The sequence below is a fragment of the Corynebacterium parakroppenstedtii genome (genome assembly GCF_019754935.1).
In the GTDB taxonomy this organism is placed as follows: Bacteria; Actinomycetota; Actinomycetes; order Mycobacteriales; family Mycobacteriaceae; genus Corynebacterium; species Corynebacterium parakroppenstedtii.
In genome coordinates this window covers 89,147-103,926 of record NZ_JAGSOA010000002.1, presented here as the reverse complement: position 1 = coordinate 103,926, position 14,780 = coordinate 89,147, and the positions used below count along the sequence as shown (strand labels likewise).

Sequence of the window (14,780 nt, the reverse complement as noted above, 5' to 3'; positions counted from 1 at the left end):
CACATCACGCAGGACTCCCGCACCAACCACCAACTATGACAAGGACACCTATGACTTCCTCTGACAACCACAGCACCCCGGCACCGCAGTATTCTTCGCGCAACACCGGCGTTCTGGCTCCTCAAGCCGTCGCGAGCCTCTCTGAGGCAGTGACCGCCGACTCGTCCGCTCGCATCGCGATGAACGCGGTCACCACGACCGACGTCGATAAGGTCGCTCTGAACCGCCAGCGCGTCATTTCCCTCGACCATTCCGTGTCGCATAAAACCGATACGTGGGCCGTCGCTAATCAAAAGAAATCTGGCCGGTGCTGGATTTTCTCAGGTCTTAATTCCATGCGCGGCAATGTCATGTCAGAAACTGGAATTAAAGACTTCGAGCTTTCTCAAAACTATGTTTCTTTTTATGACAAGCTAGAGAAAGCCAATTATTTTCTCACCGCCATGCGCGAATTAGCTGATCGCCCTATCGAGGATCGGACTATTCAGCACCTTTTGCAGGCACCCATTGACGACGGCGGCCAATGGAATATGTTTGTCGCTTTGATCAACAAATATGGCGTTGTTCCGCAATACGCAATGCCGGAAACGCAATCGAGTTCTAATACGCGGCATATGAACCGCGACTTGGCGTCGGTTCTGCGCGCCGGCGCGACGCACATCCGCAATGCCGTCGCAGAGGACAACGAGCACAATGCGGATAGCGACGCGGTCAAGGCCATTCATGACGAGACCATGACCAGCATTTACCGCATTCTCACCATCCACCTCGGTGTGCCGCCGGAGAAATTTGTGTGGCAATACCGCACGAAGGACAACGAGTTCGTGCGGAAGGGCACGATGACGCCGCAGGAGTTCGCCACGACCTACCTCCCCAACGATCTCGACGACTATGTCTGCGTCGTCAACGATCCGCGCTCGACCAGCCCCTACGGTGACACATTTACCGTCGAATACCTGGGCAATGTTGTCGGCGCGAAGCCAGTCACGTACCTCAACGCGCCTATCGAGGTGCTGAAGAAAGCTGCTGTGGGTGCGCTGGTTGATGGCAATCCTGTGTGGTTTGGGTGTGACACGTTGACGCAATCGAACGCTGACCAGGGGTATTGGTCACTCGATCTGTACGATTACGACGACCTCTACGGCGTGGACCTCTCCATGTCCAAAGAAGACCGGCTGCTGTCTGGCGATTCCATGATGACTCACGCCATGGTCTTCACCGGGGTTGACCTTGTCGACGATTCCAACGACGGCTTCGACCCGACCACTGTCACTTCGTCCGACGATCTCCCGGAGACCGTCCACCCCCGCCGGTGGCGCGTCGAAAATTCGTGGGGTCCGGATAAGGCCGACAAAGGCTTCTGGACGATGGACGATTCCTGGTTCTCCGAGAACGTGTACGAAATCGCTGTTCCGAAGGCCCGGCTGCCCAAGGAATATCAGGACGCATTGAGCAAGGAACCCCATGTCCTGCCCGCGTGGGATCCTATGGGCGCACTGGCTTAGGCGCACTAGCTCGCGGATAACAGCTGGGGCTATCCTGAATGTCATGCCTACGTGGAATGACATTGTTGCTGCCAACCCTGACCACTCCCATCGCTATGCGAAGCGGTGGGATGTTTTTGTCGCCCAAGGGAGGGATATCGACGGCGAGGCACGCCTCATTGACGCGTTGGCCCAGCGCGGCTCACGGATGCTCGACGCCGGGGCCGGCACCGGAAGGGTTGGAGCGTACCTGCTCAAGAAAGGGCACTCGGTCACGGGCGTCGATGTTGACCCCTACTTAGTGTCGGTGGCGCAGAACCGCCTGCCCGACGGCGACTGGCATGTTGCCGATTTAGGCGACGAATCCCCCGACCCCAAGGACTTCCCCGAGGGTCCGTTCGACATTATTTACTCGGCCGGGAACGTGTTCCCCTTCATCGCCCCCGATCACCGCGCAACAGCCGTCGCAAACCTCTCGAGCCGGCTTGCCGACGGCGGCCGCATGGTCCTTGGATTCGCCCTCGACCGGGGCTACACGGCCCAACAATTTCTTGCCGACGCTGACGCCGCCGGCCTCACACCACAACACCTGTTTTCATCGTGGAATGCGGATCCGTACGACGAGACCAGCACGTTCCTCGTTGCCGTGCTCACGCGGAACTAAGGGATAAGTACCAACGATCCCGTCGTCTTCCGCGCCTGCAGCTGCTCATGAGCTGTGCGTGCCTCAGAGAGCGGGAACGTCCCTCCAATGCGGAACTTCACTGAGCCATTGGCAACCATGCCAACAACCGCCTGAACGCGCGATTGCAGCTCCCCCGGTCGCGAAGTCCAATCCTTAATGCTCGGCCGGGTCAGGAAGACCGAACCCGCCTCATTCAACAGTTGCGGGTCAATCGGCGGCACCGGGCCAGACGTCGCACCAAACAACACCATCGTTCCCGTCGGCCGCAGCGAATGAATGGACGTATCAAACGTGGTCTTCCCCACGCCGTCGTACACGACGTCCGCACCACGCCCATCCGTCAACTCACGGATTTTCTCCGGCGAGTAGTCGTCGTAATTAATGGTGTAATCAGCACCATTATCCCGCGAGAGCTGCGCCTTTTCCTCCGTAGAGGTGATGCTGATGACAGTGGCTCCCCGCGCTTTCGCCATCTGCGTCAGAAGCAAACCGACGCCACCGGAACCCGCGGTAATGACGCACGTGTCGCCCTCGCCCAGCGAGTAGCACCCGTCGGAAAGGTAATGGGCCGTAATCCCCTGCGTCATTAACGACGCGGCCGTCGGATCGTCGATAGTGTCCTCAATAGCCACGGCTGCCGACGCGGGCACCGCCGCGTACTCCGCATACGAGCAGTTCGTGTTATAGAAAGCGACGCGATCTCCCACGGATAATTCGCCCGAAGAGGAAGCGTCGCCATTATCCTCCCCCTTGGCGACGATGCGCCCGACGCCCTCAACGCCTGGTGTGTAGGGCATGTCCGTGGGGTAAATTCCCTCGCGAAAATAGGTGTCGATGTAGTTGACGCCGGCAGCGTCGATCTTCACCAGAACCTCACCGGGGGCGGGCTGGGGAACGGGGACGTCATCCTTGTATTCCAGGACGTCCGCGCCTCCCGTGTGGGATACTCGGATCGCGTGCATGGTGTTAGGGATAGTTACTGTTTGAGAAGAGCTCATGACCCCACCATAGGTGAAGACGGCGCGCCCAGCAGGGAGAGAATCCCCGGTGACGGGGACAGCACCCCGCCTTAGTGAACGACGGGCGCCCACTCCGGGCCGGTTTCCGCCAACTCGGGGTCCAGCTTCGCGAAGATCGGCTTCGGCTTCTTCAGCGCCGTGCCAGCTTCGATGGGGATACGCTTCCATGCTGCTTGCTGGTGGGAATACTCACCGGTGATCACGTGGTAGGTTCGCCCTTCCTCGGGAAGGCCAACCCCCATAAGCTCAACCGGGGTATCATCCGCCACTTCGTCGATTCGCGGCATGGCCGCCCACTCGCCGGTGCGTCCCAAGGTTTCATGAACCTTCTGCGCAGCGTGCGGCAGGTAGGGGGTAAGCAGCACATTGCAGTCGGACACGACCTGCAACGCCGTGTGCAAAACGACGGCCAGACGGTCACGCTGGTCCTCATCCTTCGCCAGTTTCCACGGCTCCTGAGCAGCAATGTAGGCATTGGCCTCGCCGACCACATGCATGGCCTCGTTAATCCCGGCGCGGAAACGCGAATGCTCAATGTTATCCGCAACGATGTCGAAAGTTTTCTCCGCGAGATCGAGGAGAGCGTTATCGGCGTCAGTGAGCTCAAGTCCGGAAATATCGGGGACTTCGCCGAAGTTCTTCGCCGCCATGGACACCGTGCGGTTGATCAAGTTGCCCCACGAGTTGGCTAGCTCATTGTTGTTGCGTCGGACGAATTCGTCCCAGGTGAAGTCCGTGTCGTTATTTTCCGGCCCGGCAACGGCGATGAAGTAGCGCAAGGGGTCGGGGCCAAATTCGCGGAGGAAATCTTGCACGTAGATCACCACGCCCTTGGACGACGAGAACTTCGATCCCGACATGGTGAGGTATTCGGACGACACGACTTCCGTCGGCAATTGAAGGTCACCCAGCTTGCCTTCGGTGCCTCCGTGTGATCCCAGGCCACGGTATCCGAGCATTTCAGCGGGCCAAATCTGCGAGTGGAAGGTGATGTTGTCCTTGCCCATGAAGTAGTAGGACTTGGCCCCAGGGTTGGTCCACCACTTTTTCCACGCGTCCGGGTCCCCGATGCGATGAGCCCACTCGATGGACGCAGACAGGTATCCGACGACGGCGTCGAACCACACATACAGTTTCTTGAACTTGTTATCGGCCCATCCTTCGAGGGGGACGGGAACACCCCAGTCGATGTCGCGTGTCATCGCGCGGGGTTTAATGTCCTTCAAGATGTTCAGGGAGAACTTGAGGACGTTGGGCCGCCAGTCTTGGCGGGATTCGAGCCACTCCCCTAGCGCATCCGCGAGTGCCGGCAGATCGAGCAAAAAGTGCTCGGTTTCCACGAACTTCGGTGTTTCGCCATTGATCTTCGAGACGGGGTCGATCAGGTCGGCGGGGTCCAGCTGGTTGCCGCATGTATCGCACTGATCGCCGCGCGCGCCAGGTGCGCCGCAAATCGGGCAGGTGCCTTCAATGTAGCGGTCAGGAAGGGTGCGCCCCGTCGACGGGCTAATAGCCCCCAGGGTTGTTTGCTTCACCATGTAGCCGTTGGAGTACAGCGTCGTGAAAAGCTCCTGGACGATGGCGTAGTGGTTACGCGTCGTCGTCCGGGTAAAGAGGTCATAGGAAAGACCAAGTCCGGCCAGGTCTTCAACGATTTGCTTGTTGTACGTATCGGCAAGTTGCTGCACACTGACGCCTTCTTTTTCCGCCTGAACCAAGAGCGGAGTTCCGTGCTCGTCAGTGCCGGAGACCATGAGTACGTCGCGCCCACGCATTCGCTGGTAACGGGCAAAAACGTCGGAGGGAACACCGAAACCGGCGACGTGTCCGATGTGGCGGGGCCCATTGGCATAGGGCCAGGCGACAGACGTAAGTATGGGTGCAGACATACCGTCTAGGCTACAACGCGCTGCAAATTTTACCGACATGAAGGGCAGTCTTAGTGCTCGTCGTAGGCCTTCGATGCCACCACCGGCAGTTCCGGCCCACGTCCACTCCGGCAGTTACAGTATCTTTATGCTCCCCGGCATCTTCGACGCGCCTCACGACGACTCCGCTTCCGTCACACGCCTTGGTTACAGCTCACTGGACCCCGTCGATGTGGGTGTATCACTTCTTATCGACGACGACCTCCCCGCGATGGCTATCGGCGCCTGGGGTGGGCTCGACGCCGTTATCGCACCGGATGCGTTATGCATGTACTGCGATCCAGATGACGCATTAACTCCCCCACCTGGAGTTTTCGCTGCTTCCGGCGGCCCTTCTGGCAACGACGATGAATCGACGGTGAACGCTTCTGATCCCAACAATGGCGTTCGGTTTGGTTTCATTTCGTACCCCGATCCCACGGTGTATGCCGCGGGCGTTACCGCTCACCAGGTGATCTGGCGACGCGACGGGGAATGGTTCACCAACGGCGACCCCGATTGGGCTGGGGGAATCCTCGCTACGGCGGATCACCGAAGCCACTGTCACTCCGCTGAAAAGCTCTCCGTACCCACGCACTGGGGCACTGGCGACCGTGAGTCCCATCGCCAGGGTGTCCTCAGCTGCCTGGACGCTATTCGCGCCGGGGAGGTCTACCAAGCGTGCATCTCCGCTCAGTTTCGGACACCAATGACGTCGCGAGCCGAGGCCGCCCGGTGGTGGCTCTCGACCGTCCACCGCACCCACCCCAGGTACGCCATGTTCCTCGCAACGCATGACCGCGCTATCACCTCGCTGAGCCCCGAACTGTTTCTGGAACGCAGGGGCTCCACGGTGTGGTCGTCGCCAATTAAAGGAACTATTCCCATTGACCGCGATCCTGGGGAACTCGCGCGGAGCAGGAAGGATGTTGCGGAGAACATCATGATTGTGGACCTCGTCCGCAATGACCTCAGCCAGGTGTGCCGGGACGTGACCGTGCCCTCGTTGCTGGAGGTTCTGCCGGCACCGGGAGTGTGGCATCTCGTATCGACGGTCTCTGGGCAGGTGACGGATCTGTCAGCAACGCAGGATTCCCGCATTATCGATGCCTGTTTCCCGCCCGCGTCGGTGACGGGCACACCGAAGTTACGGGCGCGGGAATATCTGGCCGAGTGGGAGCCGGTACCGCGCGGTATTCATTGTGGAACAGTGGGGATGAACTGGGGAGATCTCGTGGCGAATGTGGCCATTCGCACCGCGGAATGGGTGAATGGCGAGCTGGTTTTGGGCACCGGCGGCGGGATCACCATCGACTCCACTCCCGACGCTGAATGGGCTGAGATCATGGCCAAAACGTCGACTTTACGCTGGTAGCGGCGTCGTCAATGCCGCGTTGATCACAGAAACCACGCGGTCATTCACACAACAAATCACACGAACCACACGTGAATCCTCGGGCCGGTTCTCGTATTTTTTGGCCCTGGCCCGTGGCGCTACGCTAAAACTGTGAATCTTACGAAGTTCTCTGATCTCGGTTTACGTGCCCTCATGCATATGGTGGGGTCAGGGAATGCGCGGACAACAGCCCGCGAGGTAGCCGAAGCGATTAACGCTCCGCGAACCCATGTTTCGAAGGTCATATCGCGGCTGACGGAATTCGGCATTGTCGACGCCACTCGTGGCCGCGGAGGGGGAATCACTTTGGTCAACGGCGCCGAGGACTATTCCGTCGGGGCCATCGTCCGTTTCCTCGAGGGGCCGAGCCCGGTGATCGACTGCGAACACCCCCACCCCTGCCCTTTTAACGTCAACTGCCGGCTGCAGCACGAATTAGCCCAGGCACAGGAGGCGTTTTTCGCGTCCTTGGATGCAGTGACGATAAAAGACATCACGCCCGTAAGGCTTCAGGCTCCTCATCAGGCGTGATGTCTTTCGTGTTGCTTGATTGACGACGGCTAGTCGTCGGCCGTCACCACGGTTCAGCTAGTCAGCTGCTAATCAGCTCTCGTCATCGCCGTCGACGGCCCGTCCGACGAATCGCCAGTAGCCTGCTTAGAGGTCTGTTCAGACCGCCGGTCCTTTCCGCGAATCTTGTCAGCGCGACGACGCTGGCGCGCCGCATGAGCCGCCTCCACTCGTCGCTCACGAGCAAGCTTCAAAGCGAAGCGTCGATGCTCACGGTGATCCAAGTACACAGGGTCTTCCCTAAACCCTTTCACCAGCGCAAACATCAGCGCAATGATGATCAGAAGGAAGGGCGACGCCGCAATAATCGTGACCGACTGCAGGTTGTTCAACGCGTCCGATCCGCCGGAGACCAACAGCACAACACCGATTGCGGCGGTGAGCACACCCCACAGGCACGTGACGCGGACGTCGGCAACAATACGGCCATTCTGGGACATCGAGCCCATCACCGTCGACGCCGAGTCGGCGGACGTGATGAAGAACGTAGCAAGCAGAATCATCGCCAAGATGGAGAAGATCTGCGCCCCAGGCATGGTCTTGAGCAGGGAGAACAGCTGGTGGGTGGAGTCACCGTCGCCCCAAATGGAGCGGCCAGTTTCCTCTAGGTGCACACCCGTTCCACCGAAGATGGAGAACCACACGACCGTAATTGCCGATGGAACCAACAACACCACGCACACGAACTCGCGGATGGTGCGTCCGCGGGAAATCCGAGCAATGAACATTCCTACGAAGGGCGACCAGGAGACCCACCAGGCCCAGTAGAAGATCGTCCAGGTACCCAGCCATTTACCTGCCGTACCGTTGTCAGTGTCTGCAGTACGGGCGGCCATCTCGAAGAACTGCTGGACGTAGCTTCCGAATGCCGTCGGGATCATGTTCAGAATGACGACGGTGGGGCCCGCAATCAGCACAAAAATGCCCAGAACAGCGGCCATCACCATGTTCGCGTTCGAAATGTACTGAATCCCCTTGCCGACGCCCGACGCTGCGGACGCCAAGAAGAACAGGGACAGGATGACCACGACACCGACCAAAACTGGCGTCCCCGGGTTGTGGATGATGCCGGTTTCGTCCATACCCGAGCCGATCTGCAGCGCGCCCAGACCCAACGATGCGGCGGTGCCGAACACGGTGGCAAAAATGGCCAGGACGTCGATGGTTTTCCCCATCCAGCCTTCGGCCCTGTTCGCACCAATAAGCGGGATGAACGCAGAAGACAATAGCTGTTTCCGGCCCATGCGGAAGGTTCCATAGGCGATAGCTAGTCCCACGATGGCGTAGATTGCCCAGGGGTGCAGAGTCCAGTGGAACAGCGTCGACGCAAATGCCGAGTTCAGGTCCTCAGGCTCTGAGCCGGGCACACCTTCGCGGAAGAACGTGAGCGGCTCTGTCGTGCCGTAGAACATCAGGCCGATTCCCATGCCGGCGGCGAACATCATCGCAATCCAGGATGGCGTCGAGAATTCGGGTTCTTCATCGTCGCGGCCTAACCGGATGGAGCCGAACCGCGAGAATGCGATGGACAAAATGTAGAACACGAAGACCGTCCCGAACAGGACGAACATCCAACCAAGGTTGTTGACGATCCAGCTCAGAGCGTCGGAGGCGAACTCCGCAAACCCGTTGGGTGCGATGAGTCCCCATAGGATGACGGCGAGCACGAGTGCTGCCGCGGGTCCTACGACTCTCCAGTCCGTGGGAGCGTCGTCGGTAGCGTCGGACATGCCGAGCTGCCCCTCCCCCGTCAGCACTTCGGGATCATAGTCACCAAGGATGACTTCAGGATCGATATTCTTATGGTCCATTCGTCCACTATGTAACAGGACTCTTTTTTATTCAATTGCTACTCAGTTTTCAGCAACTCTTAAGCTCCGCCTATTCGCTCGCCTTTCTGGCGTCGACGACGGCCTCGTAAAGATCCTTTTTCCGCATCCCCCACTGGTCAGCGACAACTTTGCACGCGTCCTTGAGACGAAGACCGTCAGCCTGCACCCGTGCTTCAACATCGTCAATGAGCTCCTCCACCGGCGGATGAGTGTTCGCTTCACGAGCGCCTTCCAGGACGCCGGTGATCTCACCGCGGATCCCCTCCGCAGCCCACGCTGCAAGGTCCTCCAGCGTGCCGCGACGAACCTCCTCATAAAGCTTGGTGAGTTCACGGCACACAGCCGCACGGCGATGACCACCGAGGATGTCCACCGCCGCGTTCAAGGTCTCTTCAATTCGGTGAGGTGATTCGAAGAACACGCACGCGCGTCGTTCTGTGACTAACGACGATAACCACTCACGACGGGCCCCGGTCTTCCGCGGCACAAAACCGTCAAAACAGAAAGTGCCAACGTGCAGGCCCGACATCGCCAGCGCGGTGGTCACGGCTGATGGGCCCGGGATACAGCCCACATGGATTCCTTCGTCATGAGCTCGTTCCACAACGGGAAACCCTGGGTCGGAGATAACGGGCATACCGGCGTCGGAAATGATGAGGACAGTTCTACCACGCTGGGCTTCTGAGATGAGGGCATCGACGCGGCTGGATTCATTGTGATCAAAATTCGACACCAGGCGCCCAGCAATGTCGATACCCAACGCATTGGCAAGATTTCGTGCTCGACGGGTGTCTTCTGCTGCGACAACGTCTGCGGTGGCGAGGGCATGACGCAGCCGTGGCGACGCGTCATCGATATTGCCCAATGGCGTTCCCGCGACGACGATACCGCCACGATAGGACGAATTATCCTGACTCATATGTCTAGCTTCCCATACGGCTGGCATACTAATTGCCGTGACTGCCCGGAATTCTTCGCCGACACCTCTCATTTCGCCCTACCGGTGGGCCCAAATCGTGATAGGCATTATGGCCTTTTTGACGCGATTCATCGGTTTGGGTTCGCCGACGGATAAAGGTGCCCCGGTCTTCGACGAAAAGCATTACGCACCGCAAGCGTGGCAAATGGTGAGATCGTGGAGTAACCCCTTCGTTGGTGGAATTGAAGAAAATCCCGCGTACGGCTTGGTGGTGCACCCGCCAGTGGGCAAACAGATCGAAATGATGTCCGAGTGGCTCTTTGGCTACAACGCGTTTGGGTGGCGGGCGGCCTCCGCGACCTGTGGCGTCATCATCATCCTACTGATTATGGGCACCGTGAAACGCTTGGCGGACTCCACCATGATCGCCTGCATGGCGGGCATTATCGCCGTCTGCGATGGCGTTCTACTAGTCACACAACGTACGGCAATGCTGGACGTTTTCCAATGCTTATTTGTGGTGGCGGCGGCATATCTGTTGGTATGCGATGCACAACAGATGCAGGACCGGATGAAAAAAGTCCGTCATGAGGACCGAATGTCGGATTCGCCCTGGGGACCACGCATGGGATATCGGTGGTGGAGATTCGCCGCCGGAATCAGCATTGGTTTGGCTACCGGAGTAAAATGGTCAGGTCTCTTCTACATTTTCTTCTTCGGATTGCTGTCGGTCATGGCCGATGTGGCTCGCCGGCGTCGCTTCGGCGTGCAACGCCCCGTGGTGGGAACGCTGCGTAGAGACACATTCCCCACGATCGCATCGCTGGCTATTCTCCCCCTGGCGGTCTACATGTTCACGTGGCGCGCCTGGTTTGCTGACGAAAACAGTGTGTACAGGCATGCTAAAGAATCGGGGCTCATTGAGGATGGAAGCATTCTGAAACACGTTCCCTCTCCTTTGAGTAACTGGCTGTACTACCAGCAGCAAGTGCTTCAGTTCCATGCGACCTTAACGAATTCCAATGGGCATTATCATCCGTGGGAATCCAAACCGTGGTCCTGGTTGGCCTCTACACGGCCCATGGTTTACTACGACTCCGTTCACGACGACGGTACCCACTACGCGCAGATGCTCTTCGGCACACCCATTATTTGGTGGATATCTGTTCCTGTCATCGCGTGGGCCACGTGGTGTTGGATTGTCGGTAAAGATCGGCGCTGGGCCGTGCCCGTGGTCGGGTATGCCGCCGGATTCCTGCCGTGGCTCACGGATGTAGACCGCCAGACGTACTTCTTCTACGCAACGAACATGATCCCATTCCTCATCATGGCCATTGCGCTGTGCCTGGGGCAGCTATATTCGTGGTCCATCGCGGATTCTCGTTTAAAGAACCGCGCTTTGGGCAGGCATCTTGGAGGCTACCTGTCACGGCGTCGGCAAGGGGTTTCTAGCCGACGTCGGGCTGGTGCACAGTCTGGTCCCGCGGGAAACCCGGGCTCGTCGCGCGTTCGACCGCGCGCGGTAGGAGCGTCGGGAAGTGTGGCGATGCGCGCTGCCTCGTCCTCGCGCTGGGCCCGTGTGAAATCGCTGTGGATCAATGACACCGGATCCATCCTGGCGTGCCTCTACCTGGGCGCGGTGGTCGCGATGTTTATTTACTTCCTGCCGCTCATGGTGGCCATGCCCTTGTCCGGTTCTGAATGGGATGCCCATATGTGGCTTCCGAGCTGGAAATAAACCACGCTCCCCGGCGCCGGGAAGGCCCCCGACGCGGTCGAACCCCCCGGCATAAACGAAGTCACTGCTAGGCAGCCTACCGATCACCCACGTGACGGTGGACGTCGTCATTGGCCTCATCAATGAGGCGGGCCGTTTCCCTGGCGTCGGAAAACGTGGACTTCACCGGCCGGGCGCTAAATGATTTCAGGGAGCCAGTCACGTCGCCGGCGCTGACCCCGAAGTGGCTGAACCAACACCACACCATGACGAGGACAGTAACGATGAAGAGAACGAGGCCCATCAGCTGCTGAGGTGTGGCAAGCCCGAGGACAATGTCCCTGGAGGCGAAACCCGCGGTAAAGGCCCATAGGGCACCGAAGAGGGGGATCATTCCGGCGGTCATTCGTGGACGCCACGCACACCAGAAGAGCGAGAACCCGAGGGATAAACGCATGGCGGCGGCATCGATAAATAATCGTGCGACGTCGGGGTCGTGGGAATCCCCTACTGCGCCATCGGAGTCACCACCCGACGGGACCGGGCTGCCGGTGAGCGTCGTCGAATGACTTAATAAATAGATGGCCCAGCCGACATAAATGAGCCCTAAAACAATGAGGGCGATCCGGGATAAAGATAGAGAAATCACTCGCCATGACCGGCGATGTGGCAGTTGATCTTCTGGCACGGATTGGACGAGGGACTCGGAAAAATCGGGAATGGATTCGGAGTCGTCAGCGGGAGCCACGCGCAAGGTGCGCCCGAGGGTCAGTGCTTGGGTGTACCAGTTTTGACAGTCTTCGCATTCCGCCAAGTGGGCGTCGATCACGTCGTCGTCCCAGGTTGCGCGGGACCGTTCACCGTCTATGCGCGCTGATAGTGCTTGACGCACTTCACTGCACTCCATAATTCCCCTTCATCATGCCGACCACACCGTCACCTCAGGGCAACTACCCCAGAACAGCCTTTCCAAAGTAGCAGCTCCAGAATCGTCAGGATCGTCGCTGGAAGAAGTAATCGAGGCTAGCCCGGCCGGCACCAAAGATGGCGATCACTATGAGAGTAACCACGAGGAGTGCGACGAATTCCACTCCACCATTTGCGACAAAGAAGCCTCGATGAAGATGGACAAACCAGAGTGCACCGACCATGTCCATGAAGAGGACAACAGAGGCAGCAGGTGCCAGGATCCCCACAAAGATCATGGCGCCGCCGATCATTTCGACGAATGAGACCAGAGCAGCGATCAGCTCTGGCTGAGGGATCCCCAGCTGATCAAATTGTCCCCCGGTTGCGGATAAGCCCGTCATCATCGCTTTATCCCAGCCGTGAGCAATGAAGATCAAACCGACGACAATGCGCAGCAAGAGAAGTGCCGCGTCACGAACCTCCGGTTTATTCATAAACATGACCGTACCCGAGCTGGACCCCTAGCCGGAAAACATAGGTTTCCGCGCATCGCGAGGATGAACATCAGGGTGATGAACATCGCGGGGATAGTGACCCCGTTTTATGCGACGGTGGGTTCTACGCCATCACGGGGCTGAGCGATCTCGCTGGACACAGGTGCCGCGGGTGCGTCGGAAGATTTCTTCTTCCGCCCAAACAAGAGCTTGTCGACGCTGACCGCGCCGGGACCGGTCAAGAGGAGAAGGAGTGCGCACGCGCCCAAGACGAGGACGTATTCGTAGCCGCCGTCGCTGCTCCACAAGCCGGCGTCCTTGTGCACGAACCAGAATGCACCGGCCATATCGATGACGAGGACAAGGCTGCTGAGGCGGGTAAGAAGCCCCAGGATGAGGAGAACGCCAGTGATCAGTTCACCCCAGCTTGCCAGGGTTGCTGCAATATCGGTGGCGGGAATGTTCATGGCTGCGAAGGAATCACGAGTACTCCCCCAACCCTTTGTGACGGCGTTTTGCCAGCCGTGCATGACAAAAAGAAAACCAAGGACGAGGCGGAAGATAAACAGGCCTGCGTCGCGGAAGAAAGGATCCAGTTTCGTTGACATATCAACTACATTAGCAAAAATAGTCAAACCCGCATAGAACGAGAAACATTATTATGGGTAGCCAAACCCTTGCCCTCTAAAGAACTTACGTGAGACCACCTATAATCGGGCGCATGTCAACAGATACTCAGCCCTCGTCAGATACTCAGGCCTCGTCGGCACGCCCTATTCACTTTGAGCTCAAAGTGCCTGGCGGGAAACTCATTGTTATTGACACCACCGTCGAGAATGACAGCATCACATCATTACGCCTCTCCGGGGACTTCTTCCTCGAGCCCGATGAAGCCTATGACGAAATTGCCCCGGCATTGGTAGGAACAAAAACGTCCGCGTCCACTGAAGCACTTGAATCGCGATTAAATTCCGCATTAGCTCATTTCGACAATCTCGACCTCGAGGGATTAACCATTCATGACATTGCCGTCACCGTGAAACGAGCGGTCTCCGGCGGCAAAGATTTCACCGATTACGAATGGGACATTCTTCGCCCCGGCGTCCTCCCCACCCCAGTCAACGTCGCTCTTGACGAGCTGCTCTTGAACCAGGTCGCCGATGGGCGTCGCGGCCCCACCCTCCGTTTCTGGGAATGGGACGATAAAGCCGTCGTCTTTGGTTCTTACCAATCGTATTCAAATGAATTAAACCAAGAAGGAATCGACAAATACGGAATTACTCCCGTGCGTCGAATCTCGGGTGGCGGCGCCATGTTTATGGAGGGCGGAAACTGCATTACCTATTCGCTCTACGCGCCCATCGACCTCGTCCAGGGCTATTCGTACGTAGCATCCTACGAATACCTCGACCAGTGGGTACTAGCAGCGCTAGCCAAGCACGGCGTCAACGCCTGGTATGTCCCCATTAACGACATCACCTCCGACGGCGGAAAAATCGGCGGAGCTGCGCAAAAGCGCCGTGGCGGAGCGATCCTGCATCACACCACGATGAGCTACAACATCGACGCCGACAAGATGATGGATGTCCTCCGTATCGGGAAGGTCAAGGTGTCATCAAAAGGATTAGCGTCGGCTAATAAGCGCGTTGATCCTTTGCGGCGGCAAACTGGTGTTCCCCGTGAGACGATCATCGACACCATGGCTCAAGAGTTCATGACGCGGTACGGTGCGACGCCCGCGTCGCTGACGGACGCGGATATCAAGGAAGCGGAGGAACTGGTCAGCACCAAATTCGGTAATGACGCATGGACGAAGAGGATTCCGTGACGACTAGGCGCGATGCCTGG

General features: G+C 58.4%; 13 protein-coding genes. 6 read left to right on the top strand and 7 right to left on the bottom strand.

What is annotated here, in order from left to right:
* Positions 1-50 precede the first annotated feature (50 nt).
* Both KCQ76_RS06990 and KCQ76_RS06985 read left to right on the top strand, forming a co-directional pair.
* Positions 51-1,505 (top strand): C1 family peptidase, encoded by a 1,455-nt coding sequence (locus tag KCQ76_RS06990; RefSeq protein WP_231725374.1) that lies wholly within the window; start codon positions 51-53, stop codon positions 1,503-1,505.
* Between the two features lie 43 nt (positions 1,506-1,548).
* A complete protein-coding gene (locus tag KCQ76_RS06985; RefSeq protein WP_046203342.1) occupies positions 1,549-2,148 on the top strand; it encodes a class I SAM-dependent DNA methyltransferase in 600 nt (199 codons plus the stop codon).
* Here KCQ76_RS06985 and KCQ76_RS06980 read toward each other — a convergent pair.
* Both KCQ76_RS06980 and metG read right to left on the bottom strand, forming a co-directional pair.
* Entirely contained in the window at positions 2,145-3,167 is a 1,023-nt protein-coding gene (locus KCQ76_RS06980) for a quinone oxidoreductase family protein (RefSeq protein WP_236881217.1), read from the bottom strand. The two genes, KCQ76_RS06985 and KCQ76_RS06980, sit on opposite strands and share 4 nt — an antisense overlap.
* A 71-nt stretch (positions 3,168-3,238) precedes the next feature.
* Positions 3,239-5,077: a methionine--tRNA ligase gene (metG, locus tag KCQ76_RS06975; RefSeq protein WP_046203340.1), complete on the bottom strand. Its 1,839-nt coding sequence runs from the start codon at positions 5,075-5,077 to the stop codon at positions 3,239-3,241.
* Positions 5,078-5,204: 127 nt separating this feature from the next.
* Between metG and KCQ76_RS06970 the strand changes: the two genes are divergently transcribed.
* A complete protein-coding gene (locus KCQ76_RS06970) occupies positions 5,205-6,470 on the top strand; it encodes an aminodeoxychorismate synthase component I (protein ID WP_082089933.1) in 1,266 nt (421 codons plus the stop codon).
* 132 nt (positions 6,471-6,602) lie between these two features.
* Positions 6,603-7,022 carry an RrF2 family transcriptional regulator gene (locus KCQ76_RS06965; RefSeq protein WP_046203339.1) on the top strand — a complete coding sequence of 140 codons (420 nt, stop codon included), beginning with the start codon at positions 6,603-6,605 and terminating at the stop codon, positions 7,020-7,022.
* 68 nt (positions 7,023-7,090) lie between these two features.
* Here KCQ76_RS06965 and KCQ76_RS06960 read toward each other — a convergent pair whose 3' ends face one another.
* Positions 7,091-8,872 (bottom strand): BCCT family transporter, encoded by a 1,782-nt coding sequence (locus KCQ76_RS06960; protein ID WP_046203338.1) that lies wholly within the window; start codon positions 8,870-8,872, stop codon positions 7,091-7,093.
* A 70-nt stretch (positions 8,873-8,942) separates the two neighbouring features.
* Entirely contained in the window at positions 8,943-9,812 is an 870-nt protein-coding gene (rsmI, locus tag KCQ76_RS06955; RefSeq protein WP_046203337.1) for a 16S rRNA (cytidine(1402)-2'-O)-methyltransferase, read from the bottom strand.
* Positions 9,813-9,849: 37 nt separating this feature from the next.
* Here rsmI and KCQ76_RS06950 point away from each other — a divergent pair, with 37 nt between their 5' ends.
* Positions 9,850-11,550 carry a dolichyl-phosphate-mannose--protein mannosyltransferase gene (locus tag KCQ76_RS06950; protein ID WP_046205247.1) on the top strand — a complete coding sequence of 567 codons (1,701 nt, stop codon included), beginning with the start codon at positions 9,850-9,852 and terminating at the stop codon, positions 11,548-11,550.
* Positions 11,551-11,626: 76 nt separating this feature from the next.
* Here KCQ76_RS06950 and KCQ76_RS06945 read toward each other — a convergent pair whose 3' ends face one another.
* The 3 genes from KCQ76_RS06945 to KCQ76_RS06935 all read right to left on the bottom strand — a co-directional run bounded on the left by KCQ76_RS06945 (position 11,627) and on the right by KCQ76_RS06935 (position 13,540).
* Positions 11,627-12,421 (bottom strand): zf-HC2 domain-containing protein, encoded by a 795-nt coding sequence (locus tag KCQ76_RS06945; protein WP_160296137.1) that lies wholly within the window; start codon positions 12,419-12,421, stop codon positions 11,627-11,629.
* A 100-nt stretch (positions 12,422-12,521) separates the two neighbouring features.
* Positions 12,522-12,932: a DoxX family protein gene (locus KCQ76_RS06940; protein ID WP_046203464.1), complete on the bottom strand. Its 411-nt coding sequence runs from the start codon at positions 12,930-12,932 to the stop codon at positions 12,522-12,524.
* A 107-nt stretch (positions 12,933-13,039) separates the two neighbouring features.
* The gene (locus tag KCQ76_RS06935) at positions 13,040-13,540 is read right to left on the bottom strand and encodes a DoxX family protein (protein ID WP_046203419.1); all 501 of its coding nucleotides are present in this window, start codon (positions 13,538-13,540) and stop codon (positions 13,040-13,042) included.
* Positions 13,541-13,653: 113 nt separating this feature from the next.
* On the opposite strand from KCQ76_RS06935, the gene KCQ76_RS06930 reads away from it, so the two are divergent.
* The gene (locus tag KCQ76_RS06930) at positions 13,654-14,760 is read left to right on the top strand and encodes a lipoate-protein ligase small subunit (protein ID WP_046203420.1); all 1,107 of its coding nucleotides are present in this window, start codon (positions 13,654-13,656) and stop codon (positions 14,758-14,760) included.
* The last annotated feature ends 20 nt before the right edge of the window (positions 14,761-14,780 follow it).

Coding starts and splice junctions, on each gene's coding strand:
- KCQ76_RS06990 (WP_231725374.1), top strand. CDS start 51: ATGACTTCCTCTGACAACCACAGCACCCCGGCACCGCAGTATTCTTCG.
- KCQ76_RS06985 (WP_046203342.1), top strand. CDS start 1,549: ATGCCTACGTGGAATGACATTGTTGCTGCCAACCCTGACCACTCCCAT.
- KCQ76_RS06980 (WP_236881217.1), bottom strand. CDS start 3,167: ATGAGCTCTTCTCAAACAGTAACTATCCCTAACACCATGCACGCGATC.
- metG (WP_046203340.1), bottom strand. CDS start 5,077: ATGTCTGCACCCATACTTACGTCTGTCGCCTGGCCCTATGCCAATGGG.
- KCQ76_RS06970 (WP_082089933.1), top strand. CDS start 5,205: ATGCTCCCCGGCATCTTCGACGCGCCTCACGACGACTCCGCTTCCGTC.
- KCQ76_RS06960 (WP_046203338.1), bottom strand. CDS start 8,872: ATGGACCATAAGAATATCGATCCTGAAGTCATCCTTGGTGACTATGAT.
- rsmI (WP_046203337.1), bottom strand. CDS start 9,812: ATGAGTCAGGATAATTCGTCCTATCGTGGCGGTATCGTCGTCGCGGGA.
- KCQ76_RS06940 (WP_046203464.1), bottom strand. CDS start 12,932: ATGAATAAACCGGAGGTTCGTGACGCGGCACTTCTCTTGCTGCGCATT.
- KCQ76_RS06935 (WP_046203419.1), bottom strand. CDS start 13,540: ATGTCAACGAAACTGGATCCTTTCTTCCGCGACGCAGGCCTGTTTATC.
- KCQ76_RS06930 (WP_046203420.1), top strand. CDS start 13,654: ATGTCAACAGATACTCAGCCCTCGTCAGATACTCAGGCCTCGTCGGCA.